Below are 24,870 nucleotides of genomic sequence, written 5' to 3'. Positions count from 1 at the left end.
GGCCGAGAACACTGAAGGCCATTCCGGGCATGGCGAAACACCTTTCGCAGCAACACGTCCGACCAGTTCGCATGGGTCTTGCGGCTCATACGCCCGGTCATACGCCTGGTCATGCGCCTGGCCGTACGCCGACATTAACACCCGTACGCAATGCTTGTCATCCATCAGGTCATCGGGCCGGCTAAACCGAAACGTGCAGCCGAAGTTTGAAACGCCATGGTCGTCATTCGATTGGAGAGTCTTCGAATGGACAGCAGCTGCGGTGCTCATCTGCCGGCGGCAACCGGATACGAGTCCGCCCGACGGTGACCGCTGGCCGGCGATCGGGGGATGCGTTTCCTGTGAGATGTTCTCCGCTCAATGTGTGCAACCGGCAAATCGCAGGACATGGAATCACCTAACGAGGTGTGATGGAATCGTTCTACGACGAAACATTCGCTCCGGTCTACAATCAGCTTTTTACAGGTTTCGCCAACCAGGTTTCCGGGCCGCTGCGCGCATATCATCAGGCGGCGACGGGGAGGGAGTCCGGAACCCTGCTCGACCTGTGCTGCGGAACCGGCCAACTGGGGCTGTCCTTCGCCTCGCACGGCTACCGGGTGATTGGTGTCGACCAGTCGCAAGCCATGATCGACCTCGCGCACGAGAACGCCCGTCACCGCGCCCTGGAAGAGCAGGTGCAATTCATCAGGGCGGACGTGGCGAAGTTCGAGATCACGGATACGGTGGACTTGGTGACCTGCACGTTCGACTCGTTCAACCATCTTCAGGGAATGCAGCAGTTGTCGGCGTGCTTTCGCCGCACACGTGAGGTCATCGCCGACGACGGCGTCTTCATCTTCGACGTTCACAGCATTTCAGGACTGCGCCAGCAGAACACGTTCTCCGTGCGCGAGACCGATGACCTCGTGCTGATCAGCAGAATCGGCTACGACCCGGACAGCGGTACGGCGATCGCGCGCATCTCCGGTTTCGACAGGGAAGACATGTCCGCGCCCTGGCGGCAATTCAGGCAGCACGCCACCATCCGTGCCTGGAGTGCGGAGGACATCATCGCCGAATTGCGCCAGGCCGGATTCGGTAGCGCCTGGCCGGCGAAACTCGACGCTCTCGGTGAATCGGTGAACGATCCGGACCAGGTGCCCCGGCTTTTCTTCGTCGCACGTCCTTGAAAATCCCGCCCACTGTCGTGGGCGACGCGGGAAAACGGGCGCCGCAATGCCATTTCATGCTGCCCGGGGGCGATTACTCGGTATGAAAGGAAAAAGGTCATGACCCCGCAGATCACCCAGAATGCCCAGCCGGTGGGTGCGACGGCGGAGGCTCCCCTTCGCGCCCTGACCGAAGAGGAGATCGCCACGTACGAACGCGACGGAGTCGTCCTGGTCCGGAACATCTTCCCGGAGCGCTGGGTGGCCCACGTGGCGGAGGCAATCGACGACATGGTCACCAGGCCCACGCCGTATGGCCGCCTGCTCTCGGACGCCGACCGGCGGATGTACAGCGACCTGTTCATGTGGAAGTACAGTGACGCCTTCCGCGACTTCGCCTACCAATCCCCGGCGGCCAGGATCGCCGCCCAGGTGATGCACACGGAGCGGGTCAACTTCCTCGGCGACCACATGTTCAGAAAGGACGCCGGCTGCGAGATCTTGACGAACTGGCACACGGACGAAATCGCCTGGCCGGTCGCGGGAAAGCAGGCCATGAACATCTGGCTGGCCTGTGACGAGGCCACGGCTCACAGTAGCGCCCTGCAGTTCATCCGCGGCTCGCACCTGTGGGAGTCCGCCCGCGCGACCCGCCTGTCCGGGACCATCGGTGACGACCGGGTCAAGGCCGCCCTTGAAAAGCTGGGCTGGAAGCCGTCGGAAGGGCTGGACCTTTCGCAGGTCGAGCAGCCCGTGACGATGCGGTCGGTCATCCGGGCCGCCTTCCACGGCGTCCATCGCCGACTGGAGGAGGAGATGTCGTGCGCGCCGCTGTCGAACGGCCAGACCGGATGGGTCTCGATCGAGGCCCATCGCGACGAGCTCCCGATCGTGAGCTGGGACGTGGAGCCAGGTGATGCGCTGATCTTCAGCCTGCGGACGCTGCACTACTCGACGGGGAACGCCAGCGAGACGGGAACCCGGCGCGCGCTCGCCACGCGTTGGCTGGGTGACGACGCCCGGTACGCCCCGACCATGGGCAACCTGCCCTTCTTCTGGAGGCATGGCCTGCGGCCGGGTGACAAGTTCAGCGGGCCGCTCTTCCCGCGAATCCTGCCCGGCGTGATTCCGGGCGAGGGCGCTGACCGGTTCGCGGGCCCGGAGGAGGCCGACCCGCAGGTCGCCTTTGAGGACCTGCAGGCCCGTGCCGAGTGGGAGAACGAGGCTTCGGCCTGACGCACGCGTCGACCCTCTGGGGCGATGCGGCCACGGACACCGGCACCCCCGTGCTAGCCGGTGCGTGTCGGTTGCATGAAAGAAAGTCCCGACAACAAAGGAGAAACACATGGATCAGGGCGCTCTCAGCACCAAGACGGAGATCGCGACCGAGGCCGCGCTGACCTCCTCCGAGGAGCAGCTTCTCGAGGAGTTCGGCACGTTGCTCTCGGCCGAGTACAACTACATGACGCTCTGACGCTGAGCCGGCGCGGGCGGCCTGTCCGCCGCCCGCGCCGGTCCGAGCCCCGTCCCTCTCCCTCCACCCTCGCGAGGACGTGCGAATGACATCGCCTTCACAGAAATCCGAAGCCGAGCCCGGCTCGGAGGCCGCCGGGCAGACAGGGCAGGAAAGCCTGAACGGGCAGGGAGGGCTGGGCGAGGTTTCGTACCGCAAGCTTCTGCGTAACGTCCCCTTCGTCCTGTTGTGGTTGACGCTGGCGCAGTCTGCGCTCGGCGACCAGTTCTTCAAGGTGGGTGTGCCTTGGCACACGACGCAGCAGTTCGGGGATGTGTTCGATGGCGCGCTCGTCGGGATGGCAATGGCCCTGCCGCTCACGATCTTCGGCCTGTGCAGCGGTGTCCTGGTCGACCGCTTCAACCGCTTCGGGCTCCTGCTCGGGGCCGACCTCGTGCGCATGACGATCACCGGCGCCATCGCGGCCTTCATGGCCGCCTCCATGCTGGACCTGCCGGGGTTGCTCGCCGGCGTCATCCTGCTGACCGTGCCGAGCACGCTCTACATGCCCGCTGTGCAGACCATCGTGCCTCGGCTGGCCGGGGGTCACGTGCCGACCATCGCGCGCATGGATGCGTTGCTGCTGGGCAGCGCAACGACGATGACGGTGCTCGGCCCTTCGATCACGGGCCTGGCGTTGACCGTTGTACCACTCTCGGCCCTGCTCGGGATCGACGCCGCCACCTTTGGGATCGCTGCTCTTTTGATCGTGGCCATTCGCGTGAAGGCCGGCGGCGAGGTGCTCCGCCCGACGGCCGCCAAGCCGTCGCGTTCGCTGAAGGGCATCCTGTCCGCCGTCCGCGAAGGGTTGCGGTTCATCATGACGGAACCGGCGCTACGGGCCCAGTTCCTTGTCTATCCAGCGCTCGACGGCGCCCAGTACAGCATCGTGTTCATCCTGCCCGGGTTCCTGCTTTCGTACGGGGACGGCGGGACCGTACTGTTCGGCGTGGCCGTGGCGGCGATCGGCATCGGCCGGGTCGTCGGGATGTTCACCGTCACCCACACTTTCCTGCTCCGCAGACGCGGGCTCGTCTTCGTCGGCAACTTCTTCGTCCAGGGACTGGCGATCCTCGTGATGTGCCTCGGGTCCGATGCGTGGCTGGCGCCGCCGGCCATGTTCTTCGTGGGGTTGCCCGCGGGCATGGCGACGGTGTCGATCAGCACGTACGTGCAGAGTGTCGTGCCAGAACAGATGCGGGGCCGGGTCTTCGCCTCGATCGCCTCGCTGAGCAGCGCCGCGATGCCGGTCGCGCCGCTCCTGTTCGGACTGGTGGCCACGTCGGCGTCGGCGAGCGTGTCCCTGATGTGCATCGCCGCGACGTTCATCCTCGGCTCCGTTTATTTGATGACCCAGCGCAAAGTACGGGAGGTGCTCTGATCATGGCGGCCGTTCCCGCGAGACCGACGTACTTCACGGTTTCCGGCGGCGCGGAACCCGAGGTGCCGGGCCTGCCGACCAGGTGGGACCTGTGGCTGCTCAGCCCGTACTTCGGTTTGCACCGCCCCGGTGCCTGTTCCCTGCACACGGCCGGCGTGCTCGAGGCGTACGACGACCTCGATCGCGACGCTCCCGCCTCCCCTCTCCAACTCCATACCCCTCGAGGATTTCGTAGGGCCATTGCCCGCGGCGCCGGGCGGCCCGACCTCGATCACGATGACCCGTGCGGACTACCGCGTGACCATTGGACCTCTGACTGGTCCCGCCTGGTGAACCTGTACGGAAACGTGCCAGAGCTGAGCGGCGAACAGCGCTTCCGGCTGGGAGTACTGTTGTGCGCGCTGGACCTGGACGCGGCGGCGCTGCGCATGCTCCCGTCGCCCGATGCCGCAAGCGTCACCACCGATCCCCTCGCGGCCAAGACGGCCATGAAACGCGGCCATGCCCTGTCGAGAGCGCGGCCGGGACCGGAGACGGAGAACGCCGATCGCCGGATCCTCGCGTCGATCGCCCGGTCCACCGCCCTGCCGGCCCGCATATGCCTGACCGCCACCCTCACGCTGCTCGTGAAGGCGGCACGGGGCAGGGCACCGGACCTGGACGCCGTCCAGGAACTGCGCGAGCTGTCGGCGACGCACGTCGGCGCGCTCGACCGGGACGACACTCCCATGGGCCTGCTGCTGCGCAGCACCTATTGGCGGGCGGTCAGCTACGAGCCGTTCCTGCGTGGCAACCACGCGCGTACCGCACACGAACTGGACGCGGCCGAGGAATTCGCCCGCCAGGGAGTGGAAGAACGTCCCGGCATGCTCTTGTTCCGCCAGAATTTGCACCCGCTGCTGGAGACCAGGAGCCGTGCCGCCCGTGAGCGCGGTGATCTGGACGTGGCCGTGGCGTACGCGACCGAGCTCACAGAACTCGACCCCTACGACGGCAAGGTGCACTACAACCTTGGCACGACCCGCCGGGCGTGCGGCGATCACGAAGGCGCGCTCACGGCCTTCCGTCACGCCGTGACACTTGGCCTGCCATACGCCCATCGTGCGCGCGTGGCCGTCGCACAGTGTCTGGAGGCGCTCGGCGACCTCCCGTCCGCACTCGCGGAGTACGTCGAGGCCGTAAGGGCCAATCCCGCCGACCACCGGGCGGCTGACGGGGCCAGGCGCCTGGCCTCCCGTACCGGGCGGCCGGAGGTCCTGGACTGGCATCACGGATGGCTTATGGCCTGGCGTCGGCGACTGGCCCAGGGGAACCCCCACGTTTCCGGGAGGAGCGCGTGACGGTGATCGACCTCGACCTCATCCCGACCGTGCACCCGGTCCGCGCGTACCTGGACCTCGGCGGTTCCGGGGGCGCCCTGCACAACCGCATCCTGGCCCACCTCGCCGCGGCGACGGCCGCGGGTGAGCAGGTCACGGCAGTATTCCAGAGCAACCCTGTCGCAGGGCTGCGCGAGCGGGTCGTGCGCGAGAGCAGGCTGGACGCGTACGCGGCGCGGACTCCTGAACGGCTGGTGGAGGAGCTGCGGAGCCCGCGCTGGCAGCGGCTGTGCGAGCGTCTGGCCGGCTGGGACGACCATCCCCCGCACCTCCGATCGCTGCTGGTGAACGTGCTCATCCGGCTGGGCTTCTACGGCGAGGCGGACAAACGCCTGCGCGATCTTCCGCTCGACAGGCCGCTCGACGACGTGGAGGTGTCGCTGGTCCTGCAGAGGGCCATCGCCGTCTACAAGAGTGACAGGGGGGCGGACGAGCGTGCTCTCGGCCTGCTCCGCCACGCCTACGAACAGGCCGTTTCACCGCGTTCCCGGCTCGTGGCGGCGATGGCGATCACGGTCCATCACGCACGGGTGGACCGCGACGCGCGGGCGGTAGGCCATTGGGCCGGCCGGGCGCTGACGGACCTGGCCGCGTTCGACGGGGCCGAGGGCGACGACGTGATCCTGCGCAGCGCGGCGCTGCGCGCGTGCAGCTTCGCGCCGTTCTTCGACCGTCGGCTCGATGAGGCGACCGAGATGCTCGCGCGGTGTGAGGAACTCGCGAGATCCGCGCCCGGCGATACCGTCGAACGCCGCCTGGCCAGAGACGAGAATCTGCGCGCGGTGCTGGAGACCCGCAGCAGGGAGGCGGCCGGTCGGGGTGAGACCGAGTTGTCCCTGCAACGCATGCACGACCTCATCGCGCTCGACCCCGCCGACAGCAGGGCGCACCGCGACCTCGGCTACGCCCTGTTCAAGCTGGAGCGCTTCGCGCAGGCGCTGGTCTCGTTCCGTACCGCGGCCCGGCTCGGATCCCCCTTCGCGGCGGTCTCATGGACGCTCGTGGCCCACTGCCACCTGCGCCTGGACGACACCGACGCGGCCCTGGACGCGCTGATGACCGCGATTGACATCGACCCGTGCTCCATCACCGCGCTGCGGGGCGTCCTGCGCGTCACCGAACGGCATGGTGACGGTCATTTGCGGGCCTGGGCGTGCGAGCGGCTGAACCGGCTGCCCGATCCACCGTCTCCCGACAGTTTCAGTATGTCGATCAAGGAAGAGAGCCATGTATAACGCCGGGCCATCAGTACTGTCCTGCGTCACCGACGGCGATCACCACCAGCATGCGGCCTGGGACAAACGGCGCACAGCCCTCACGTCCGTGACCAGGGCGCTGAGCGCGCGCCTGCCGGCCGGCGCCGGCGAACGCCTGATGCTGTCGATCACCCTGTTCGACCAGCTTTCCCCCGAGGGGCAGCGTGACGTCGTCAAGGCGCCGCTCTTCGGCTACTGGTGGCATCGCCTGTCCGTGCTCTATCGGGAGGCACGGTGGGAGCCGCTTGAGCGATGGTCCGCGCACCTGCCGCGCTTCCTCATACGCCCGCTGCTGACCGAGCGGATCCCCTTCAGCGGTGTCGTCCTCCCGGCCGGAGACGACGGCCACCTCTGGCTGCCGGGCATGTACTGGCGGATACGCGTGGACGCACCTACGGTCATCGCCTCCTCGCACGCCGGTCGCCTGGAACTGGCCGGCGGCGTCCGCGTCACCCGCCTGGCGTTGGCCGAGACACCTCCGGACGCCGAGCCCCTGGAACGGCTGCCCGGCGACATCCTGGTGTCGGGTGATGACCCGTGGGTCGCCGACTACCTCCACCGGGCCAACGCGAACAGCTCTGCCGAGGGCGGGCTGGGTGACGTGTCCGTGGCCAAGGCGTCCGAGGCGGTGTCCGACCTGGCCGACGCCATGGCCAGGGTCGACAGCGTGTGGCCGGAGATGGCGGGGGAGATCCGCGCCATCGTCCAGCAGATCGTCCCGATCCACAGCCAGGACACCATGGCCTTCAGCAACACGGCGCTGGACGGGCTGCTGTTCATCAGGACCGACCTGGCGGACCCTGTCGTGGCGACCGAGCGCCTGATCCACGAGACGAGCCACCTGCGGCTCAACGCCGTGTTCACGCTGAGCCCCTTCCACGACCACCCGCCGTCCGACCGGCTGCACTCGCCGTACAGGAAAACCCCCAGGCCCGTGGACGGCCTGGTGCACGGCGCGTTCGTCTTCGCCCGCATAGCGGAGTTTCATGATCGGGCGCGACGCGTGTCCGACAGCCCTGCCTGGTCACGGCGATTGCGCGAGGTCCTGGAACTGCAGGCGGAAGCGCTCGACCTGATCGACTCGTCGGTCCGGCTCACGCCGTTCGGCCGGGCGCAGTGTGATGACTTCCGCCGTTCCGCGGACACGATCACGTCCGCTCTCACTTCCGACCAGGAGATTGGACTATGACATGTCAGTGACGTCTCACACCACGACGGACCTGCTCGCGGTGAACGACTTCGAAGGCCGTGACCTCCTCGGCGCCTACCATGACCGGCTTGCCACCGGTGTGATGCGGGTGCTGCCGAAACTTCTCGACCGGGTCAGCGAGCGCGGTGCCGCGGGCATCGATCTGTGGTGGGAGATTTTCCACCAGCTGCCGGAGGAGACGCGGGCCTCGATCGTCGGCGGCCCGCTGTTCTCCAGCTGGTGGAGCAAGGTGCGCGCCGCCGTGGCGGCTCGCCGTACGGGTGAGCTCGAAGACCTCCTGGAGCATTTCGGGCGCTTCCTGTGTGTCGCGGCTATCCGCCAGAACACTCTCCCCGACCAGCCGGTACGCCTGCCGCTCCTCGGCCACGGTGAGCTCCGCCTCCCCGGTCACCCCGGGCATTTCACGCTCCCAGGAGAACCGGCGACACACGTGACCGTGACGCACGAGGGCTCCTCCATCCGGCTCACGGCTGGCGGCACCACCTCGGACGTGGCCACCGCGCCCTTCCTCGCCGGAGTCGGAGAGGCGTCGCTGTCCTTCCACCCGCACGTCGTGCTGCGCCACGGGACGGAGGTGGACGCCACCGATCCCTGGCTGACGCGCTTCATGGAGTCCCAGAACGCCAAGAGCGCCATCCCTGGCTACCCGCAGCGCGACCTGGCCCCCTTCGACCCGGTGGACACGGCCACCAGGGACGCCCTCGACCGCGCCGTGGACCTGCTCGACGATGTCTGTGACGCGTTCGCCTCCGAGTTCCGCCGGTACATCGCCCTCGTGGTCCCCATACGCAGCAACCTGGTCTCGACCTTCACCGACACGGGCTTCTTCGGTGCGCTGTTCATGAGCGAGCACATCGCGCCGTTCTCCGACCCCCTGATCACCGCCGAACACATCCTGCACGAGACCAGCCATCACCGCCTAACCCTCCTCCTGGAGCAGGATCCGGTCATGGCGCAGGCAGATGAGGGCCTGGTCGACTCGCCGTGGCGTGAGGATCCCCGTCCCATGCACCAGATTCTGCACGGCACGTTCGTGTTCGCCAGGATCGCCCAGTTTCACCGGCGGTTAGCCGATCATGACGAGCGCGCCGCCCGCCGCTACCAGGTAGTGCTCGGCGACCTCAGGAAGGGGATCGACCTCCTGCTCGCCCGGACGACACCGACATCGCGTGGCGAGCGGCTTTACAGCGAGATGTGCAGGATCGCCGCAGCGTAGGAGGGCGTACGCGATCATGACAACAGGGAATACGACCGCGTGGCGGCTCCGAGGACGCGTGCAACTGCTGCCGATGCCGGAGTCGCTGGTCCTGCGCCTGGGCCAGAGGACGCTCCGCATCGCCCCGTTCGCCGAGCGGGAAGAGCAGATCATGCACCTGCTGGCCGAAGGCGTCACGGACGGTGAACACCGGCTGTCCGGTGACGGTGGCCGGGCACAGGAGATATTCAACCTGTGCCGGGACGCGGGATTTCTCGAGACCGCTCCGAGCGACACCGGTCTCACTGACGCCGACCTGGCGCGGTACGACCGCACCCTGCACTACTTCTCCGAGTTCGAAACGGCCTGCGGGCCCTCACGCCACGAGCGCCTGCGGGGCCTCCTCGGCGCCCGCGTCGTCGTCGTCGGCTCCGGCGGTATGGGCAGCTGGCTTCTGTACGGCCTGGCCTGCTGCGGCGTGGGTGAACTGGTCGTCGTCGATCCGGATGTGGTGGAGGCGTCCAATCTCAACCGATCGATCCTGTTCGACGAGGCGGACATCGGCCGGCCGAAGGTGGAGGCTGCGCAGGAACGGCTGCGCCGGTTCGCCCCTCGCTGCCGGGTCCGTCCCGTACAGGCCACCGTCACGGACGCGGGCTCGATCGCCGGGCTGGTCGCGGAGGCGGACCTTGTCGTCGGCGCCGCCGACCAACCAGTATGGCTCATCCGGCAGTGGCTCGCCGAGGCCTGCCGCGCGGCGGGCCGGCCGCTCCTGCACCCCAGCGGCCTGCGGGTTGGCCCCTTCTACCTACCAGGTCAGAGCGCCTGCCCCATGTGCGAATGGGCCGTGCAGGCCGAGGCCAGCCCCGACTTCCCCTCCGTCGTGGAACGGCTGCGGCGTCTGCCCCGGGGCACCTCCGGCAGCCTCGCGCCGTGGGCCAGCGTGACGGCCAGTGTGGCGACCATGGAAGTCCTCCGCTATCTGGGCCGGCTCGGCCCGCCCGTCACCGTGAACGCCTTGTGGGAGTGGAGGCCGGACAGCACCTCCGCCATCCGGCCGCTGCGGCCGCACCCCGGCTGCCCCGTCTGCGGTGGTGAAGGCCGTGACGGCACTGGTCAGGAGGACTTGTGAGTGCCGCGCAATCACGGGGGTTCACGCTCCAGGCCGCCCGCGCCCTACCCGCCGGAACTGTCGCGCTCTACACGCATGCGGCCACCGGCCTGCGGCACGTCCACGTGAACACCCCGGCCGACGGTTTCGCGGTGGCACTGGCCTTCGCCACGCCAACCGATGAACACGCCGGTGTGCCGCACATGCTGGAGCACTGGATGGGCTGCGGCTCGCGCGACCACCCCGACCGGCACCTGTTCCCGTCGCTGCTGGCCGCGGGAAACGTCTCCTTCCTCAACGCGTTCACCGGCCCTGATCACCTGTGCCTGATGGCCGCCACGCCGTCGCGGGAGATGGCCGGAGTCCTGGCCTCCGTACTGACGGACAGCGCCTTCCGCCCTCTCCTCGACGACCACGCGTTCGCCGAGGAGGCGATCTCGGTCGATGGCGGGGCGGTGAGGGGTGTCGTCTGGGCTGAGGCGAACGCGCGGGCCGGCGATCCTCGTCCGACCACGGTGGACGCCGCGGCCCGCGTCCTGTACGCGCCTGCCGCTTTCCGAGCGCTGCGCGCCCAGGGCAACGATCCTCATGAACTCCTCCAAGTCAGAGCGGAGGACGCCCGCCGCTACCACGCCGCGTACATCCGGCCGGAGCGGGCCTGGCTCCTCACCGTGGGTTCGATCTCCGCATCGTGCTTCCACCGAACTGTGATCCTCGATCGGCCCGCGAACTCGGGCCCGCTCCCGCCCGCCGTGCCCCCGGTACCCGAGCTGGCGCCCCGGATCCGCCGCAGAGACACGGGCACGGCCCCGCACGCCGTGGTGGCCGTGCCGCTGGAGCGGACGGCGGACGAGGGTTCTGTCATGCGGGCCCAGATCCTCGCCCAGACGATGATCCGCGACGACCGCTCGGACCTGCGCGGCGTGTTCGCCCGTCACGGCGGGGTCGGCATCTCGCCCGCCACCGGCGTGCACACGCACTACCCGCACACCATCTTGACGGCTGGCGCGATCTGCCCTCAGAGAATGGAGCCCATGCCGGTCCTGTCCGACCTCGCAGAGGTCCTGGCAGGGTCGCCCTTCGGCCCGGACGCGATTCGCGCGACGGCCCGCGCTGTCCTGCTTGACCTGCGGGACAGAAGCGGCAGGACGAGCCCGCCGGAGCCGTGGGAGGTACGACTAGTACTCGACGCGGTGGGCCCGATCGTCCACGGCGCGGACGTTCTCGGCGCGGTCGACAGAGAACGCCACGTCCAAGAGGTGATCGACGACCCCGACCGGGTTCTCGCGCTCCTGCCCGGTGACGCGTCACGCTTCGCTCGCCTGACTCCCGCCGGCCACACGAGCCCACCCGCGCCCCGCCACACGAGCTCGCCCGCGACCGGCCGTGCGAGCCTGCCCGCGCCCCGCCACACGAGCCTGCCCGCGACCGGCCGTGCGAGTCCGCCTGAGCCAGACTGGGCGACCCCGTCCGCGCGCGCCCGGGCGACGGCCGGGGCCTCCTTGACACGGCTGCTGACGATGGTAACCGAGGCGCCGGCACCGTGCGGGCCAAGCCGCGTTGACGACGAGCTTGACGTGTGGAACTGGCGGACAGACACCCAGGGCGTCGACCACGCCGTGATTGACATCGTGCTCAACGGGCTGCCGGACACCATGCTCCCGACGGTGAAGAGCGTCGGTGCCCTGTTCGCGGCACAGCGCTGGCGTAGTGTGGTCGAACCAGTCGTGCGCGCGGCGGGCGGTGACGTGGACCGGTACGACGCGCGGTTGCGCATCACCGTCACCCACCACGCGGAAGACGCCTCGGACGTCCGCGCGTGGGTGCGGCAACGGCTGTCGTACTTGGAGAACGCCCCCGATCAGGCAGTCCAGGCATGTCAACGGGCAGGGCGGCGGGCCGGCGGGCCGGCGGCGGCGCGGCGCCCGCACGACGCGGCCGTGGCTCAGGTGTCGGGCTCGGCCGCCGCGCTATACCTGGTCCGCCACGCGCCCGCCGCCGTTGATCAGGACACCGTCGCGGAACTGCTGAGATACCTGGCGACGCAGCCCCGTACGATCGTCATCACCGGTGACCTGACCGGACCGGACGAGAGGGAAGCGTGGAGGGAACTCGGCACCACCTGCCGCGCCCTGCCGCCGGACCGGCTCGATCCGCTGAAACCAGACGACACCGTAGTGATGGCTCCGGGCGGCGCGGTGCTCGCCTTTGAAGGAGCGGAGGCCGTGCAGCGCGGATCCGCGGCGGAGATCGTCACCGCCTGCCTTCTCCGCCGCCGCCTCTACGGCACCGTTCGGGCCCTCGGCGCGCACGGGAGCCGCGTCGAACCGATCTGGTGGCTCGGCGCCATGACGATCGCGTACGTGGGCACCCCAGACGCGCACCGCGCGCTCGCCCAGGTGATGGACGCCGTCAAATGCGCGGCTGAACCCAGCGGGTCCGAGATAAGCGCCGCGAGATCCGCGGCGTGCAACGCACTAGTACGCACCCCGCCCCTGGCCACCAGGGCGGCCGACGCCTTGGCGGACGACGAAAGCCGCGCGGCGCTCGCGACCGGCATCGACGCGGTGGGCACAGGCGAGGTCCGCGCCTGCCTGACCCGCTGGTCGGCGAGCCGGCCCGCGATCGTCATCGGGGCGCCGGGTGGCCAGGCCAAGGAACCCTCGGAGAGCAGATGATCCTGACCGAAAGACTTCCGCGTGTAGGAAAACGCGTTCGGTACCGCCCTGCTGGACGACCTGCGGGATCAGATGGCAGGGCTGACCGGTCGCGCGCTGATCAAGGTCAGTCCCGACGCCGTCCATCGCGGGGGACCAGGGCTTACCTGGCATCGCCGGCTCATCTCCTACGCCAGATCGCAGACAGGTTCGCCTCATGACCAGCGCTCTCGAGATGGGGGCGGCGGGCCGGGGGAGCTGTCCCAGTGAGGCGGTCAAATCCGCCTTCTCTCGCCTACCCAGCGGGGTCTGCGTGGTGACAGCGAAAGCCGGGGGTGCTCTGGCCGGGATGACGATGACCTCGATCACCCCGCTCACCTTGTCCCCTCCGCGATTAGCCCTATGCTTCGGCGACGGCTCGGGGACGTTCGCAGTCATCAGGTCAGGCGCCCGTTTCGCGGTGAACGTGCTCACGTCCGACCAGCGGGAGACGGCGAGCACGTTCGCGGGCACGGGACGGGAGAAGTTCGAAGATGCGGAGCTGGCCGAGGTGGAGGGCTGTCCGGTGCTGGCCCACGCCCACGCCGTTTTTCTGTGCACATTGGAGAACCACATGCGGGTGGGGGACCACACCATCGTGGTCGCCCTCGTGCAGGTCGCGCTCGGCGGCAATGGCGAGCCGCTGCTCCGTCACAACCGGCGTTACGGCACCTTCCTGGCCGGCCGCTGATCGGAGGCAGGCGGGACATCCCGCATATAAGGCAGATCGTGGCAGCGATCGAAACCGCCGTCCGTGTGATTTTGCTGGTGAGTAGCAGCAGCGTTTGTCGGTCAGTTTGGGCAGCACTCGGGGGCTGATCGGGTTTGGAATGTCGGTGAGAAGTAGCAGCACCCCGGAGGCTCGACGGCGACCCGAGCAAGCCATAGTGCCGGGCCCGCCCAGTCGGGCGCGGCGGCGTCTTCCCAGCCGGTGCGGACGGCGTCCGAGGCGGGGGATGAGCCCTAGGTCGGGGGATGAGGCGAGCTGCTGGGCGAACCCTTCGGAGGAGCCCGGCCAGCGACCCTCCTCGACCAAAGCGGCCGGCGGGCGCCTGTTCGGGGGCGGGTTGGTGAAGAGCGGTCAGGAAGACGGCCCGCCCGTTTTTCTTCCCGGTTCAGTCGTGGGGGAAGCAGACTCTGGAGTGAAGGCGAAGGGGGCGGCCGGGTGGGAGAGGCGGTTTCAGCAACTCGTCCACTGGGACGCCGGTCCAGTCGATGGACGTGGTCTCGGGGTTCTCGTGGAGACGAGCGTTCAGGTCGTACTTGGCAATGGGGTGGCCGGGGCGGTGGATGTGCAGGGTCAGCTCCGCACCCTCATCGTCCAGGTCTTCACCGGTCAGGCAGTCGGATCGGGAGCCGGTGTTGGGGCCGGGGCCGAGGGCGGCGGCCAGGTGCGTGCGAACGTCGGCGACGGAGGTGAACAGGACGAGGGCGTCCTCCCATTCGTTGTTGTTGATCCAGTAGGCGCTGCGCAGTAGCGCGAAGGCGTGGCGGGGGTGGCTCGTCTCGCTCTGAGGCCCTTCAGCGGGCGGAGCATGAAGGTAGGAGAGGGCGGAACGGGCGCAATGGTCGTCGGGTGCGCGGTGTAGGGCTTCCTGGTAGGCGGCGATTGCGGCGTTCTGGTCGCCCGTCCAGGTGAGGGCATGACCCAGGTAGAGCGGCATGAGGGCGTCGTGGGGGTCCGCAGTAAGGGCCGCCTGTGCGGTAAGGACGGCTTCCTCGGCGAGCGGACGGCTCACGCCTTTGCTGTCATGCATTCCCAACCCGTTGAGCAGCGTTCCGTCGTCATCGTCGAAATCGCAGCACACGTCCGACAGCACCACCTGCCGAAGGGCGAAGGTCGAGGCCACCGCACGCAGGATCGCAAGAGTGGCGGCAGTCTCGGCGTCTTCGTGCGGTCCCTGCTCGGCCTGGTCGCAGTGGTGGCGAGCCTGGGCGATCAGACCAGGGACCGCCTGTTCGCCGCTGAACTGCCGAAGCAGGAACTCGCATTCGGCGAGCGACCGGCCGGCCTGCAGCAGGTGGATGCGCGGATCTTGTGCGGGCATGGGACGAATTCTGCCATCGAGAGTCGTAGCGATTCCCGGTGAACGCTACGACTCGGTGTCCTGGTCATCGGGCTGCCCCACTGAAACCAGGCACTTAAGGCTTTCAGATCAGGAGGCCCAGGGTTTCGGGCGCTTCCCAGGCCGTCAGCTGCCGCTCAGGGTCGGTTTCCTCCTGCGCGTACTGGTTGATCAGTTCGACGAGGGCTTGCCGGTCCTGCTTGGGGAGGTCCTGCAGGAGAGTGATCAACGGCTGGAGCATCTTCATCGTGGCCTCCGGCGCGATGGCATCGTCTTCACTGAGATCAAGCCCGATAACGATCTCCATGAGGGCCGTGGCGCGGGTGCGTTTCGAGCGTGGTCATGGTGGGTTCCTGGCTGGTTGTGGGCGCTTCCTCGACGCTGCGACGATCGCCGCGGCTCGTCCCGCGTCAAGATCGTTCGCCCTCGGCTTCGCCTGCGGGCGCTGCGTCTTGACCCGCTCCTCCTAGCGGCAGGGCCAGGCGTTGTCGAGGAAGAGTCAGGAAAGGGTCAGCCGGTGGCCTTGCCCGCGACGGTGGCGGCGGTGGCCTGGGCGCGGGTCTGGGCCAGCCGGTAGGACTCGGTGCCGGTCTCGATGATGTTGCCGCCGTAGGTCAGGCGATCGACGATGGCCGCGCAGAGCCGCGGCTCGGTGAATGTCTTAGTCCATCCCGAAAACGACTCATTTGAGGCGATCGCGACACTGTTGGTCTCCTCCCTTTCGGTGAGAACCTGGAACAGCAGTTCGGCTCCGTGACGATCAAGCTCCATGTAGCCCAGCTCATCACTACAAAGCAGATCGACGCGGCCGTAGCGGGCAATGGTCTTGGTCAGCACCTTCTCATCGGCGGCCTCGACCAGCTCGTTGACCAGCTTGGCGGCAAGCGTGTACTTGACCTCGAACCCGGCCAACGCGGCCTCGGTGCCCAGCGCGATGAGCAGGTGCGACTTGCCCGTCCCGGAGTCGCCGATCAAACACCGCGGCAGGTGCTTGCGCACCCAATCGCAGGTCGCCAGAGAGTGGATGACGGCCGGGTCGACGTTGGGGTTGACCTCGAAATCGAACTCCCGCAGTGACTTCTGCCTCGGAAAGCTCGCCGCCTTGATCCGCCGCTCCGACGCTTTGCGAGCCCGGTAATCACATTCGGCCATCAGCAACTCGGCCAGGAAACCGAGATAGCTCATCTGATCGCGCGGGGCAGCAGCGGCCAGCTCGACGAACTGGGAGCGGATGGCCGGCAGCCGCAACCGCTGACAGGTTTGGTAGATCGAGGCTTCGGCCGCTTCCTAGGTCAGGGCACGGCGGTGAAAGGTGGTCATGGCAGCTCTCCCTCGGATGCGGGCCGGCCGCCCGGGCCGACGGCAGCGGCCGGGTATCGGGCGGCAGCTGGGCCAGCCGCCGGGTGGTCAGCGACACCACCGCAGGCTCATCCAGCCAGGCCAGCCGTTCCGGCCGGGGCGGCGGCGGACCTGGCTCCGGACTGTCGTCGGCCTGAGCGATCTTGCGGGCCTCCAGCGCGACGGCATCGGCGGTCAGCGCGCCCACTTTCAACGCGGCCTCCATCCCCGCCACCACGTGCCGATACTTTCATGCCCGGCCGGGATCTGGAATCAGGTGACGCGGTGTTCCAGGTAGTACTTGGCCTGCCGGACCTCGTCTTGCACGTCGTTGATCAGCCAGCGGCGCAGGAGTGGTTCCGCGATCCAGCGGATCCAGGGGCGGAAGTGAAAGCGCAACGTCCTGACCAGTTCGGTCCCGCCCTGGGTCGGGGTGCACACGAAGCTGGCGTCGAAGTCCGACAACAGCCGTGTCAAGCGGTTGGCCGGCGGTGGGGCCAGGACGATGTCGACCCGACGCCCGGGCGTAAGCTGCATTCGGGACACCGCGGGGGGAGCCGGCAGACCGGCCAGCCCAGGGCGGAAGCCGAATTCGCAGACGTTGTCATTGCGGTGGACCCATGTCACCGGTCGGATCTTGCGATCCACTTCGGCGTACTTCTCCGGGTCCATGACGAAGGACAGCAGGTCATCGGGGGCACAGTTGATGGTTTCCGTGACTTGCGCGATCAGCATGACTTCTCACTGTTCAGTGTGCGGGCGCGTCGCCGTAGGGGACGGTCATCAATTCCAGATTGTGGCCGTCGGGATCGACGAAGTACACACCACGACCGCCGAAGTCGTGGTTGATCTCGTTCGGCTGCTCGTGGAACGGGTCGGCGTAGTAGGCGATCTCGGCCTCGCGGATGCGCGCGAAGGCGGAGTCGAAGTGCTCGTCACTGATCAGGAACGCGTAGTGCTGGGGCTGGATCTCGTTCTCCCCGACGTCCACGTAGTCCAGGGTGACCCCGTTGGTCAGCCTTAGTGGCAGGAACGGGCCCCAGGAAGCGCCGACGGGCAGGTCCAGAATTCTCGCCAAGAACGCAGCTGATACGCCCTTGTCGCGGGCGTGCACGATGGTGTGGTTCAACTCGACGCTCATGCTCGTCCTTTCACTCCACAGTTGTTCGGATGCCAGGCCTACTGGATGTCGACGTCGCGTTCACCCACGGGCCTTATATAAACCGACTGCTGGTTTATCATACGGCATATGGCGGGCCGCGCCACAACCTCCCCACGCACGGGACAGAACACGAAGGCGGCCTCAGTACGTCGACGACCACGCTTCTCCACACGGCTTCCCAAACCTGATCAATCTGGGCTTGGGCGTCGAGACAGCGCGAGTGAGGAGAACTGGGTGTCATGTGTCGAAGGTGGCGAGCCAACCCGTAAGAATTGCGTTGTCCATCAACTGCAGGGATCCGGCCGGGGCACCTAGGGCGCGTTCAAGCACGTCACTGTAGGCGGCGAAGGTGCGCTCGATCTCCTGCCCGCCCGCTCCTTCCAGCATCATGAGGCCACCGATCTCGGTGAGGTCCTGAATCAGGGTGAGGACCACGAGGCCGGCCCGGTCGGGATAGGGCGTGCTGAACACGCCCTCCGCTACCCCGCTGCGCACGATGTCATCGAGGAGCGGGGCGAATCTGGCCGTGCCCGCCATCCGGGACTTCTGCCGTACCACGGCGTTGTCGTCGGAATACATCACCGGCAGGACCGAGGCGAGGAACTGCTGGTCCTCACCTTTCACCCGATCGAACGCTGACAGAAGTCGCTGGAGCCGCCGCAACGCCGGTCCTTCGGCCGCGGCGTCCGTCAGCACCTGCTCCCAGCGCGTCATCATTCGCTCCACCAACGCTTCGAGCAGCGCAGGCTTGGAGTCGAAGTAGTGATACAGGGCTCCCTTGGAGATGCCGAGGCCGTTCAGCACGTCCTGGATGGTCATCTGCTGGTAGCCCTTGGTGCATACCAGACGATGGGCCTCGTGGAGTATGGCCTCACGCCGCGCGGCGTAGTCCTCTTCGTTGACTGTACGTGCCACGTCACCCTCCATCAGCGAACCGACTGCCGGTTGATTTTACGCGGCGTCTGATCGGCGACGGTTGCCGTCCACCGGTCACCTCCACTAAACATAGACCGACCGAAGGTTTATTTTTAGGTGAGATTGCCGCCTTGACGACGCGGCTCTCGAGGCAGGAGACGATTCGATGAGGCCTGAGGGGACGGCCACCACGTTGCCCACGGCACGTACCGATCCTTTCGATCCGCCCGACGGGCTCGGCGGGCTGCGCCCGTTGACCAGGCTCGAGTACCCGGACGGGCACCTCGGCTGGCTGGCCGTCGGCTACACAGCGGTGCGTGCGGTGCTGTCCGACCCGCGCTTCAGCACCCGGCCCGAGCTGAAACACGAGCCCGTGACCTCAGGGCTTGGTCAGCTGGGAGCAGGTCTGGCACAGCCGGGAATGTTCGTGCACATGGACCCGCCGCGGCACACCCGCTATCGGCGGCTGCTCACCGGGCAGTTCACGCTCGCGCGGATGCGCCGGTTGCAGCCCAGGATAGAAAAGCTCACCGAAGAGCAGCTCGACGTGCTGGCGCGGCACGGATCTCCGGCGGACCTCGTAATCGGGTTCGCGGTGCCGATCCCGTCACTGGTCATCTGCGAGTTGCTCGGCGTGCCGTACGCCGATCGCGAGCGGTTCCAGCGCGACTCGGCGATCATGATGCGTGGCACGTCGGCAAGCGAGGACGTGATAAGCGCCTACACCTCCATGTACGCCTTCCTCGGCGAACTTCTCACCGCCAAGCGCGCTGCGCCGACCGGCGACCTGATCAGCGACCTGCTGGCCACTGAGGAACTGACCGACGAAGAGCTGATCAACCTCTGTCTGCTGCTCCTAGTCGCGGGGCATGAGACCACCACGGACATGATCGCGCTAGGCGCCTACTGCCTGCTGACCAAGCCCGACCAGCTAAGTCACCTGCACGCCGACCCGGAAGCGGCGGTCGAGGAACTGCTGCGGTACCTGTCGATCCCGCACATCGGACCAATCCGGGTGGCGCTGGAGGACATCGAACTCGAGGGTCAGATCATCAAGGCCGGGGAGTCGGTCACCGTGTCCCTGCCCGCGGCCAACCGCGACCCGAACAAGTTCCAGCACCCGAACCGGCTCGACCTCACACGGCACGCACCAGGACAGCTCGCCTTCGGCCACGGTATCCACCAGTGCCTGGGGCAACAACTCGCCCGAATCGAGTTGCGGCTGGCATACAGCGCACTGTTCAGCCGCTTCCCCAAGCTACGCCTAGCGGTCCCGCCAGAAGAGGTGCCGCTGCGTACGGACATGCTGGTGTACGGCGTGCACCGACTCCCGGTCGCCTGGTGACCAGCCGCACAGCACGAAGTGTTGCGCTCGTCTTCCTGCGACCGGAATGGAGGAGGCATTGACGTATGAACAACACTGCGATCACCATCGGGAGCACGCATCAAGGCCGCGACGGCGAGGCGGTGGCTCGCTGAGTGCAGGACCTCGCAACCCTTCGCGAGGGCACCCGATTGGAGGTGGTGGACCTCAAGGGCTGCGGCCCACCGTACGTGGACGAGGCGATGCCGCCCGCAATACGGAGCGCTCCGTCACCGCCATGCTGGCGGAGGTTGCCACCTTGGGTGCTGCGCTGAAGACGCTGAGAGACGGCCTGCCGTCCGCCCGCGCCTGATCAACCGAACTGCGGTCACAGCACGAGGTCTCCGACGGAGATCGTGGCGCGTCCCTTCCCCACCACGATAGATCCGAGCCGTCAGGGGATCGCATCCATGGCGGTGGCCGCGGCGCGGGTGACGACCTCCGGCATGGGCCGGGCCGCCTCCCCGCGCCGGAGGTTGGCCATGGCGGCGGCGATCACCGCGCCCGTCACCGAGCCGACGACCGCGTTCGCCTCCAGGTCGTCGAGCTCGTCGGGGAAGGCCGCAGCGAGGGCCTGGGCCCACTGACCCTGGATGTCGAACAGCCGCCGCAGCGCCACTGCGCGTAGCGCGGGCACGGTGGCGATGAGCCGGGCTCGGACCGCGACGAGGGGATCGTCCGGGGCGATGCTCCACGACCCGCATGAGCACCTCGCGCACGGATTCGCCGGGCCGGCGCCCGGCCAGCAACTCGCTGACCGTCTTCACCTGATCGGGTTGATCGGCGAAGACCAGGTCCTCCTTGGCGGGAAAGTAGGTGAAGAACGTCGCCTGGGAGATCTCGGCCGCCGCACAGATGTCGGCGACGGTGGTTGCCTCGAAGCCCTCCTTATCGAACAGCCGCAGCCCGGTCTCGATCAGCGTGCGGCGCGTACGCAGCTTCTTGCGTTCCCGCAACTCCGTGCCCGTATTTTGGAGAGACAATGGATATTTCCGCTGGCATGACCGCCTTCATCACAGGCGGATCCCAGATCGGACTGGGCATCGCCCGCGCCCTCGCCCGGCAGGGACTCAAGGTGGCACTGGCCGACATCGACACCGCCGCACTGGCGCAGGCGGCAGAAGAACTGGCCTCCGTCACCGAAGTGGCCGCGATCGAACTCGACGTACGCGACCGCGCCGCCTTCGCCAACGCCGCCGACCAAGTGGAACGCCGGCTCGGCACAGTGTCCGTGCTGGTCAACAACGCCGAGCGCGGCGCGCGCCACCACGTCGCGTTCGGGTTCGGGCCGCACCACTGTCTGGGCCAGAACCTGGCTCGGATGGAGCTACAGATCGTGTTCGACACGCTGTTCCGCCGCGTCCCCAGCCTGGAGCTCGCGGTGGATGTCGACGAGCTGCCGTTCAAGGACGACGCGAACATCTACGGCCTCTACCAGCTCCCTGTGGCCTGGTAGAGGCCGAACTGCCATCCCCACCTCAGGAGGAGAGCCCTCACATATCAGCGGAGTGCCAGGTGACCGGCAGCTCGTACAGTCCAAAAGCGCCGTCGTTCTTGAGCGGCAGTGCCTCGACTGGCACAGCCAGGCGCAGGGTAGGAATGCGTTGGAAGAGCGTGCTGAACACCACCTCCAGCTCCATACGAGCCAGGTTCTGACCGAGGCATTGGTGTACGCCGTGGCCGAAGGCGATGTGGTGGCGGCCGTCGCGGCGGGGATCGAGCACGTCCGGGTCAGAGAACGCCACCGGGTCGGCGTTGGCTGCGGCCAGTAGGGGCATGACGCCATCGCCCGCGCGAATGAAAGTGCCGCCGATCTCGATGTCCTTGGTTGCAACTCGGGCGGGCCCGAGGTCGGCGATGCTGAACACACGCAGCATCTCCTCGATCGTTGGCGGTAGTACCTCCGGGTCCTCCTGGACGGAGGTGAGGAGCGCGCGATCCTGCAGGAGGGCCAAGGTGCCCAGCGCGATCATGTTGGCAGTGGTCTCGTGCCCGGCTTGGAGGAGTAGGGTGCACATCTTTAGTACGGTCTGCCGGCTCAGCTGTCCGGCTGGTTCCATGTGGGTGCTGATCAATCGGCCCATGAGGTCGTCGGTGGGCTCGGCCTGCTTTGTGCCGATCAGTTCGTTCATGTAGCTGAACAGCTCCAGCGCCGCGGTGCTGAACTGCTCGGAGGTTGTCGAACGGCCCAGCATGGTACGGGTGCGCGATTCGAAGAAGGCGTGGTCGGCGTACGGGACGCCGAGGAGGCGGCAGATCACCAGTGACGGCACCGGCAGCGCGAAGACCTCGACCAGATCGACCGGCGGCGTGGCGCGCAGGAGGTCGTCGATGAGGGTGTCGACGGTGGCCTGAATGCCGGGGCGTAGGGCCTTCATCCGTTTGACGGTGAATTCTTGAATCAGGGTGCGTCGCTCGAGGGTGTGCTGGGGCGGGTCCTTGCGGACGAAGGGCGGGTCGTCGAAGAGTTGCCGCAGTTCAGGCTGCATTGCGGGGAAGCCTGGACGGCGGGCGTCGGAGCTGAAGTCGGTGTCGGACAGAATCGCGCGCACGTCGTCGTAGCGGGTGATCAGCCACGCCGTGCCGCCGTCCGGGGTGACGACGGGGGAGACGGGCTGCTCGATGCGCAAGCGGGCGTACTCGTCCGGCGGGCCAAACGGGCAGCGGCGGGAGAATGGGAAGGAGGACTGAGCGTCGGTCATAGAGTGCTCCCGTTATGTGAGCTTAAGCGAAGGAGATCCCTCCACTTAATGCAGCAGCCAAAGTAGCACAGGTGGAGGGAAAAGTTCCAGTTTCGAGAACCGATCTCAGGCGGCCCATTACGTCCGGCGTCGCCGTTGAGTGCCCGCCTCAACCACACCCAGATCGTTCCCACCCTGTGCCGGCGCTTCGAGACACACTGGTCAGGCCGGCGTGCCATTGCGGGAGTGCGCTAGGCGGCGCCCGCTCGGCAGGCCCGGTGCCGACAGCCAGGAGTCCCACGCCGGGAGCCGCGATGGGACAGAGGGTCAACCGAGCGCCGGGCGGCTTCATCGGCTGGCGATCTTGGAGTGCCGGGTTAGCGCGATGACAACGAGTCCGGCCAGGAGGAAGGTGCCGAGCACGCCGTAGGCAAGCGCGGTCGATTGCTGCGGGGCGAACAACTGGGCCCGGGTTTCGTCGACCGTAATGCGTAGCGGACTCCACGACCACGCCAGCAAGCGGTACACGGGTGCCAGCAGCTCCGGTGGCTGTGTCGCCATCGGAGCGCCAATCAGGTAAAGCAGGCCGATGAGGGGTAGGCTCGCCCAGCCGAGCAATCGGGCAAGAGCCCCATGGAACGCAGCGAACGCGGTCGCGGTCAGAAATGTCATAGCGACCGCTCCCGCGGTCCATGCGACCCCGTCTCCCCATGACCCGACTGTGGCAAGCAACGCCGCGGGAGCTGCGAGCCCGAAGGCGATGACCATACCGATGCCACCTTCGGGCGCGCGAGCTCCCGTGCGGCGCCGAAGCAGACGTGCCACAACCGTGCTTATCATGCCGCCGATCCAGAGCGCCGACACCAGGGCAAGCGGCGCGATCCGGCCTACTGGTGAAACGGGGTGGACAACCGTGGCGGCCACGGGGGCGGCGGACGGCGTCGTGGCTGCGACGATACCTGTCGCGGCCTGTCTGAGGATTTGTTCGGCTGCCACCGTGGCATTCGGATGAGTCTGCCCGCTGGTGGTGGACGTCGCCTCGACGCTGCCGTTCACGCCGATCGACACCGTGAGATAGCCCACGATCGCGCCGGCGGCAAGTGCGTCGTTCGCCTCGTTCGAGCCGAGCGGATGCCACAACACCGTCTCGCCACTTGAGGCGGCCAGCTGATCGGTGACCCTGGAGGGCTCCGGGCCCGAGATCACGATACCCAGTGGCACCTCGCGCGGTGCAACGGTGGCTTGCACGCCGAACGTGAGGATTGCCACCACCGCAGCCGTCAGTGCCGCGACGAGGCCGGCCCCGATGTCCATGGTGGCGGGACGGCGAGGACGGGCCGTTGGTGAGTTGGACAGCGTTCGCAGGGCGGTTGTCTTGCCGCCGGGCAGTTGTCTTTGATTCATGGCCTTCTCGTTCGAGTTGAAGTAAGTGGAGGATGAGCCTACACTTATGCCACGGTGGCGCAGCATGCAATGTCCATCCGTATGGCTGTCGGGCAGGGCCCGCGGTCCCGCGCCTGCTTCGCGCGAATCGGCTTCGGCGCACGGCGCGAGCTATCGCGATGACGAGGAGCTCATCCGGTGATCCCGGCGTCCTGCGTTCCCGTCGATTGGTGGTCATGATCCGGCGACGGAAAGATGGATCTTCGAAGAAGATGGGTGAGGTGCCACGCGAGGCGGTGAGCTCCCTGGACTCTTGACTTCGGGCTAGGCTGGGCGCATGTGGAGGTACAGCCTCCGCGCTGTAGGGAGGATAAGCACGTGGTCGACAGCGCTCCTCGGCTGCGTGCCGACGCCCGTCGCAATCGTGAGCAGGTCATCACCGCTGCTCGCCAGGTCTTCGTCGAACAGGGTGCGGACGCATCGCTGGAGGAAGTTGCGCGGCGCGCCGGTGTCGGCATCGCAACCCTGTACCGACGCTTTCCTGACCGCGGCGCGCTGATCCGGGCCGTCGTGCTGGACAACATGGAGCTGGTCACAGAGGAGTTCGAACGCGCCGAGGCGATCGAACCGGACGCATGGAGCGTGATCGTCCGGCTCCTGCGCTTCGTGGTGCGTCGCCGCATCGGCGCCCTAGCCCTGCTCCTGCTGCCGGGCCTGCAGGCGGATCAGGTCACGAGACAGCAGGTGGGGGAAGCCAGGCAGCGGATACTCGGGCGGCTTCGCCCGCTGGTACGCGCCGCCCAGCGCGAGGGCGGGCTCCGCACCGACATCACTGTCACCGACCTAGCTCTCGGGCTGGTCAAGCTGGCTCGTCCGGTGCCCATGCTCCCCACGGGGCACAACGACTCGGCGACCGAGCGCCAGCTTGAGCTGTTCATCGACGCCCTGCGGGCTGGCTCCGCCACAGGCAGAGGCCTGCCCGGACGACCGGCGATCCCGGCCGAACTCGACGGCGACCTCGGGCTTCCGCTGTGACGCCGCCCATCACTCTGGCAATTCAACGCCTGAGT

At 67.5% G+C, this 24,870-nt stretch carries 23 protein-coding genes and 1 pseudogene; 14 read left to right on the top strand and 10 right to left on the bottom strand.

The features are described from left to right. The first annotated feature begins 410 nt into the window (after nt 1-410). From E1295_RS14770 to E1295_RS14725, 11 genes are all read left to right on the top strand, one after another. Nucleotides 411-1,172 carry a class I SAM-dependent DNA methyltransferase gene (locus E1295_RS14770; protein WP_132630836.1) on the top strand — a complete coding sequence of 254 codons (762 nt, stop codon included), beginning with the start codon at nt 411-413 and terminating at the stop codon, nt 1,170-1,172. Nucleotides 1,173-1,271: 99 nt separating this feature from the next. Continuing rightward, nucleotides 1,272-2,387, top strand: a complete 1,116-nt coding sequence (locus E1295_RS14765; protein WP_132630835.1) for a phytanoyl-CoA dioxygenase family protein — start codon at nt 1,272-1,274, stop codon at nt 2,385-2,387. Nucleotides 2,388-2,496: 109 nt separating this feature from the next. After that, nucleotides 2,497-2,625 carry a hypothetical protein gene (locus tag E1295_RS51830; protein ID WP_281284741.1) on the top strand — a complete coding sequence of 43 codons (129 nt, stop codon included), beginning with the start codon at nt 2,497-2,499 and terminating at the stop codon, nt 2,623-2,625. A gap of 85 nt (nt 2,626-2,710) precedes the next feature. Beyond that, a complete protein-coding gene (locus tag E1295_RS14760; protein WP_132630834.1) occupies nt 2,711-4,045 on the top strand; it encodes an MFS transporter in 1,335 nt (444 codons plus the stop codon). Nucleotides 4,046-4,047: 2 nt separating this feature from the next. Further along, nucleotides 4,048-5,385 carry a tetratricopeptide repeat protein gene (locus tag E1295_RS14755; RefSeq protein ID WP_132630833.1) on the top strand — a complete coding sequence of 446 codons (1,338 nt, stop codon included), beginning with the start codon at nt 4,048-4,050 and terminating at the stop codon, nt 5,383-5,385. After that, nucleotides 5,382-6,659, top strand: coding sequence for a tetratricopeptide repeat protein (locus E1295_RS14750; RefSeq protein ID WP_166427232.1), 1,278 nt, complete (start codon nt 5,382-5,384; stop codon nt 6,657-6,659). The genes E1295_RS14755 and E1295_RS14750 overlap by 4 nt, the downstream gene beginning before the upstream one ends. Before the next feature lie 88 nt (nt 6,660-6,747). Beyond that, nucleotides 6,748-7,869, top strand: a complete 1,122-nt coding sequence (locus E1295_RS14745) for an aKG-HExxH-type peptide beta-hydroxylase (protein ID WP_166427231.1) — start codon at nt 6,748-6,750, stop codon at nt 7,867-7,869. 1 nt (nt 7,870) lies between these two features. Continuing rightward, nucleotides 7,871-9,106, top strand: coding sequence for an aKG-HExxH-type peptide beta-hydroxylase (locus E1295_RS14740; RefSeq protein WP_166427230.1), 1,236 nt, complete (start codon nt 7,871-7,873; stop codon nt 9,104-9,106). Nucleotides 9,107-9,122: 16 nt separating this feature from the next. Further along, a complete protein-coding gene (locus E1295_RS14735) occupies nt 9,123-10,217 on the top strand; it encodes a HesA/MoeB/ThiF family protein (RefSeq protein WP_132630829.1) in 1,095 nt (364 codons plus the stop codon). Next, nucleotides 10,214-12,874 carry a hypothetical protein gene (locus E1295_RS14730; protein ID WP_132630828.1) on the top strand — a complete coding sequence of 887 codons (2,661 nt, stop codon included), beginning with the start codon at nt 10,214-10,216 and terminating at the stop codon, nt 12,872-12,874. The genes E1295_RS14735 and E1295_RS14730 overlap by 4 nt, the downstream gene beginning before the upstream one ends. Nucleotides 12,875-13,070: 196 nt before the next feature. Continuing rightward, nucleotides 13,071-13,583 carry a flavin reductase family protein gene (locus tag E1295_RS14725; RefSeq protein WP_132630827.1) on the top strand — a complete coding sequence of 171 codons (513 nt, stop codon included), beginning with the start codon at nt 13,071-13,073 and terminating at the stop codon, nt 13,581-13,583. Nucleotides 13,584-14,007: 424 nt separating this feature from the next. Here the strand turns inward: E1295_RS14725 and E1295_RS14715 are convergent, their stop codons facing one another. The 6 genes from E1295_RS14715 to E1295_RS14685 form a co-directional block, all read right to left on the bottom strand. Then, entirely contained in the window at nt 14,008-14,940 is a 933-nt protein-coding gene (locus E1295_RS14715; RefSeq protein ID WP_132630826.1) for a hypothetical protein, read from the bottom strand. Nucleotides 14,941-15,043: 103 nt separating this feature from the next. Beyond that, nucleotides 15,044-15,265 (bottom strand): hypothetical protein, encoded by a 222-nt coding sequence (locus E1295_RS14710; protein WP_132630825.1) that lies wholly within the window; start codon nt 15,263-15,265, stop codon nt 15,044-15,046. 203 nt (nt 15,266-15,468) lie between these two features. Next, the gene (gene istB / locus E1295_RS14705; protein ID WP_281284740.1) at nt 15,469-16,206 is read right to left on the bottom strand and encodes an IS21-like element helper ATPase IstB; all 738 of its coding nucleotides are present in this window, start codon (nt 16,204-16,206) and stop codon (nt 15,469-15,471) included. A gap of 363 nt (nt 16,207-16,569) precedes the next feature. Continuing rightward, entirely contained in the window at nt 16,570-17,031 is a 462-nt protein-coding gene (locus E1295_RS14695) for an SRPBCC family protein (RefSeq protein WP_132630824.1), read from the bottom strand. A gap of 13 nt (nt 17,032-17,044) precedes the next feature. Then, nucleotides 17,045-17,437, bottom strand: a complete 393-nt coding sequence (locus E1295_RS14690; RefSeq protein WP_132630823.1) for a VOC family protein — start codon at nt 17,435-17,437, stop codon at nt 17,045-17,047. 258 nt (nt 17,438-17,695) lie between these two features. Continuing rightward, nucleotides 17,696-18,373 carry a TetR/AcrR family transcriptional regulator gene (locus E1295_RS14685; RefSeq protein WP_166427228.1) on the bottom strand — a complete coding sequence of 226 codons (678 nt, stop codon included), beginning with the start codon at nt 18,371-18,373 and terminating at the stop codon, nt 17,696-17,698. Between the two features lie 166 nt (nt 18,374-18,539). On the opposite strand from E1295_RS14685, the gene E1295_RS14680 reads away from it, so the two are divergent. Beyond that, nucleotides 18,540-19,718 (top strand): cytochrome P450, encoded by a 1,179-nt coding sequence (locus E1295_RS14680; protein ID WP_132630821.1) that lies wholly within the window; start codon nt 18,540-18,542, stop codon nt 19,716-19,718. A 412-nt stretch (nt 19,719-20,130) separates the two neighbouring features. Here E1295_RS14680 and E1295_RS48695 read toward each other — a convergent pair whose 3' ends face one another. Together E1295_RS48695 and E1295_RS52425 are read right to left on the bottom strand one after the other, a co-directional pair. Continuing rightward, nucleotides 20,131-20,424: an acyl-CoA-like ligand-binding transcription factor gene (locus E1295_RS48695; RefSeq protein ID WP_281284743.1), complete on the bottom strand. Its 294-nt coding sequence runs from the start codon at nt 20,422-20,424 to the stop codon at nt 20,131-20,133. Between the two features lie 154 nt (nt 20,425-20,578). Then, nucleotides 20,579-20,692: pseudogene (locus tag E1295_RS52425) on the bottom strand (TetR family transcriptional regulator); the annotation flags it as partial. A 44-nt stretch (nt 20,693-20,736) separates the two neighbouring features. Here E1295_RS52425 and E1295_RS51825 point away from each other — a divergent pair. Beyond that, nucleotides 20,737-21,192: an SDR family NAD(P)-dependent oxidoreductase gene (locus tag E1295_RS51825; RefSeq protein WP_181957994.1), complete on the top strand. Its 456-nt coding sequence runs from the start codon at nt 20,737-20,739 to the stop codon at nt 21,190-21,192. A 37-nt stretch (nt 21,193-21,229) separates the two neighbouring features. On the opposite strand, the gene E1295_RS14665 is transcribed toward E1295_RS51825, so the two are convergent. Next, the gene (locus tag E1295_RS14665; protein ID WP_132630818.1) at nt 21,230-22,438 is read right to left on the bottom strand and encodes a cytochrome P450; all 1,209 of its coding nucleotides are present in this window, start codon (nt 22,436-22,438) and stop codon (nt 21,230-21,232) included. Between the two features lie 327 nt (nt 22,439-22,765). Then, on the bottom strand, nt 22,766-23,887 hold the full coding sequence (locus tag E1295_RS14660) for a hypothetical protein (protein ID WP_132630817.1): 1,122 nt from the start codon (nt 23,885-23,887) through the stop codon (nt 22,766-22,768). A gap of 291 nt (nt 23,888-24,178) precedes the next feature. Between E1295_RS14660 and E1295_RS14655 the strand changes: the two genes are divergently transcribed. Beyond that, nucleotides 24,179-24,835: a TetR/AcrR family transcriptional regulator gene (locus E1295_RS14655; RefSeq protein ID WP_166427226.1), complete on the top strand. Its 657-nt coding sequence runs from the start codon at nt 24,179-24,181 to the stop codon at nt 24,833-24,835. Nucleotides 24,836-24,870: the final 35 nt, after the last annotated feature.

It is taken from the genome of Nonomuraea mesophila, from assembly GCF_004352805.1.
Lineage (GTDB): Bacteria > Actinomycetota > Actinomycetes > Streptosporangiales > Streptosporangiaceae > Nonomuraea > Nonomuraea longispora.
Note: the sequence above shows the minus strand (reverse complement) of the source record. Positions and strands in the feature narration are given on the sequence as shown.

Excerpts from the sequence above, each read along its gene's own strand:
- E1295_RS14740 (WP_166427230.1), top strand. The coding sequence starts at position 7,871 with ATGTCAGTGACGTCTCACACCACGACGGACCTGCTCGCGGTGAACGAC.
- E1295_RS14680 (WP_132630821.1), top strand. The coding sequence starts at position 18,540 with ATGAGGCCTGAGGGGACGGCCACCACGTTGCCCACGGCACGTACCGAT.
- E1295_RS14665 (WP_132630818.1), bottom strand. The coding sequence starts at position 22,438 with ATGACCGACGCTCAGTCCTCCTTCCCATTCTCCCGCCGCTGCCCGTTT.
- E1295_RS14695 (WP_132630824.1), bottom strand. The coding sequence starts at position 17,031 with ATGCTGATCGCGCAAGTCACGGAAACCATCAACTGTGCCCCCGATGAC.
- E1295_RS14725 (WP_132630827.1), top strand. The coding sequence starts at position 13,071 with ATGACCAGCGCTCTCGAGATGGGGGCGGCGGGCCGGGGGAGCTGTCCC.
- E1295_RS14760 (WP_132630834.1), top strand. The coding sequence starts at position 2,711 with ATGACATCGCCTTCACAGAAATCCGAAGCCGAGCCCGGCTCGGAGGCC.
- E1295_RS14770 (WP_132630836.1), top strand. The coding sequence starts at position 411 with ATGGAATCGTTCTACGACGAAACATTCGCTCCGGTCTACAATCAGCTT.
- E1295_RS14735 (WP_132630829.1), top strand. The coding sequence starts at position 9,123 with ATGACAACAGGGAATACGACCGCGTGGCGGCTCCGAGGACGCGTGCAA.
- E1295_RS14690 (WP_132630823.1), bottom strand. The coding sequence starts at position 17,437 with ATGAGCGTCGAGTTGAACCACACCATCGTGCACGCCCGCGACAAGGGC.
- E1295_RS14715 (WP_132630826.1), bottom strand. The coding sequence starts at position 14,940 with ATGCCCGCACAAGATCCGCGCATCCACCTGCTGCAGGCCGGCCGGTCG.
- E1295_RS51825 (WP_181957994.1), top strand. The coding sequence starts at position 20,737 with ATGACCGCCTTCATCACAGGCGGATCCCAGATCGGACTGGGCATCGCC.
- E1295_RS14710 (WP_132630825.1), bottom strand. The coding sequence starts at position 15,265 with ATGGAGATCGTTATCGGGCTTGATCTCAGTGAAGACGATGCCATCGCG.
- E1295_RS14755 (WP_132630833.1), top strand. The coding sequence starts at position 4,048 with ATGGCGGCCGTTCCCGCGAGACCGACGTACTTCACGGTTTCCGGCGGC.
- E1295_RS14660 (WP_132630817.1), bottom strand. The coding sequence starts at position 23,887 with ATGCTGCGCCACCGTGGCATAAGTGTAGGCTCATCCTCCACTTACTTC.
- E1295_RS14765 (WP_132630835.1), top strand. The coding sequence starts at position 1,272 with ATGACCCCGCAGATCACCCAGAATGCCCAGCCGGTGGGTGCGACGGCG.
- E1295_RS51830 (WP_281284741.1), top strand. The coding sequence starts at position 2,497 with ATGGATCAGGGCGCTCTCAGCACCAAGACGGAGATCGCGACCGAGGCC.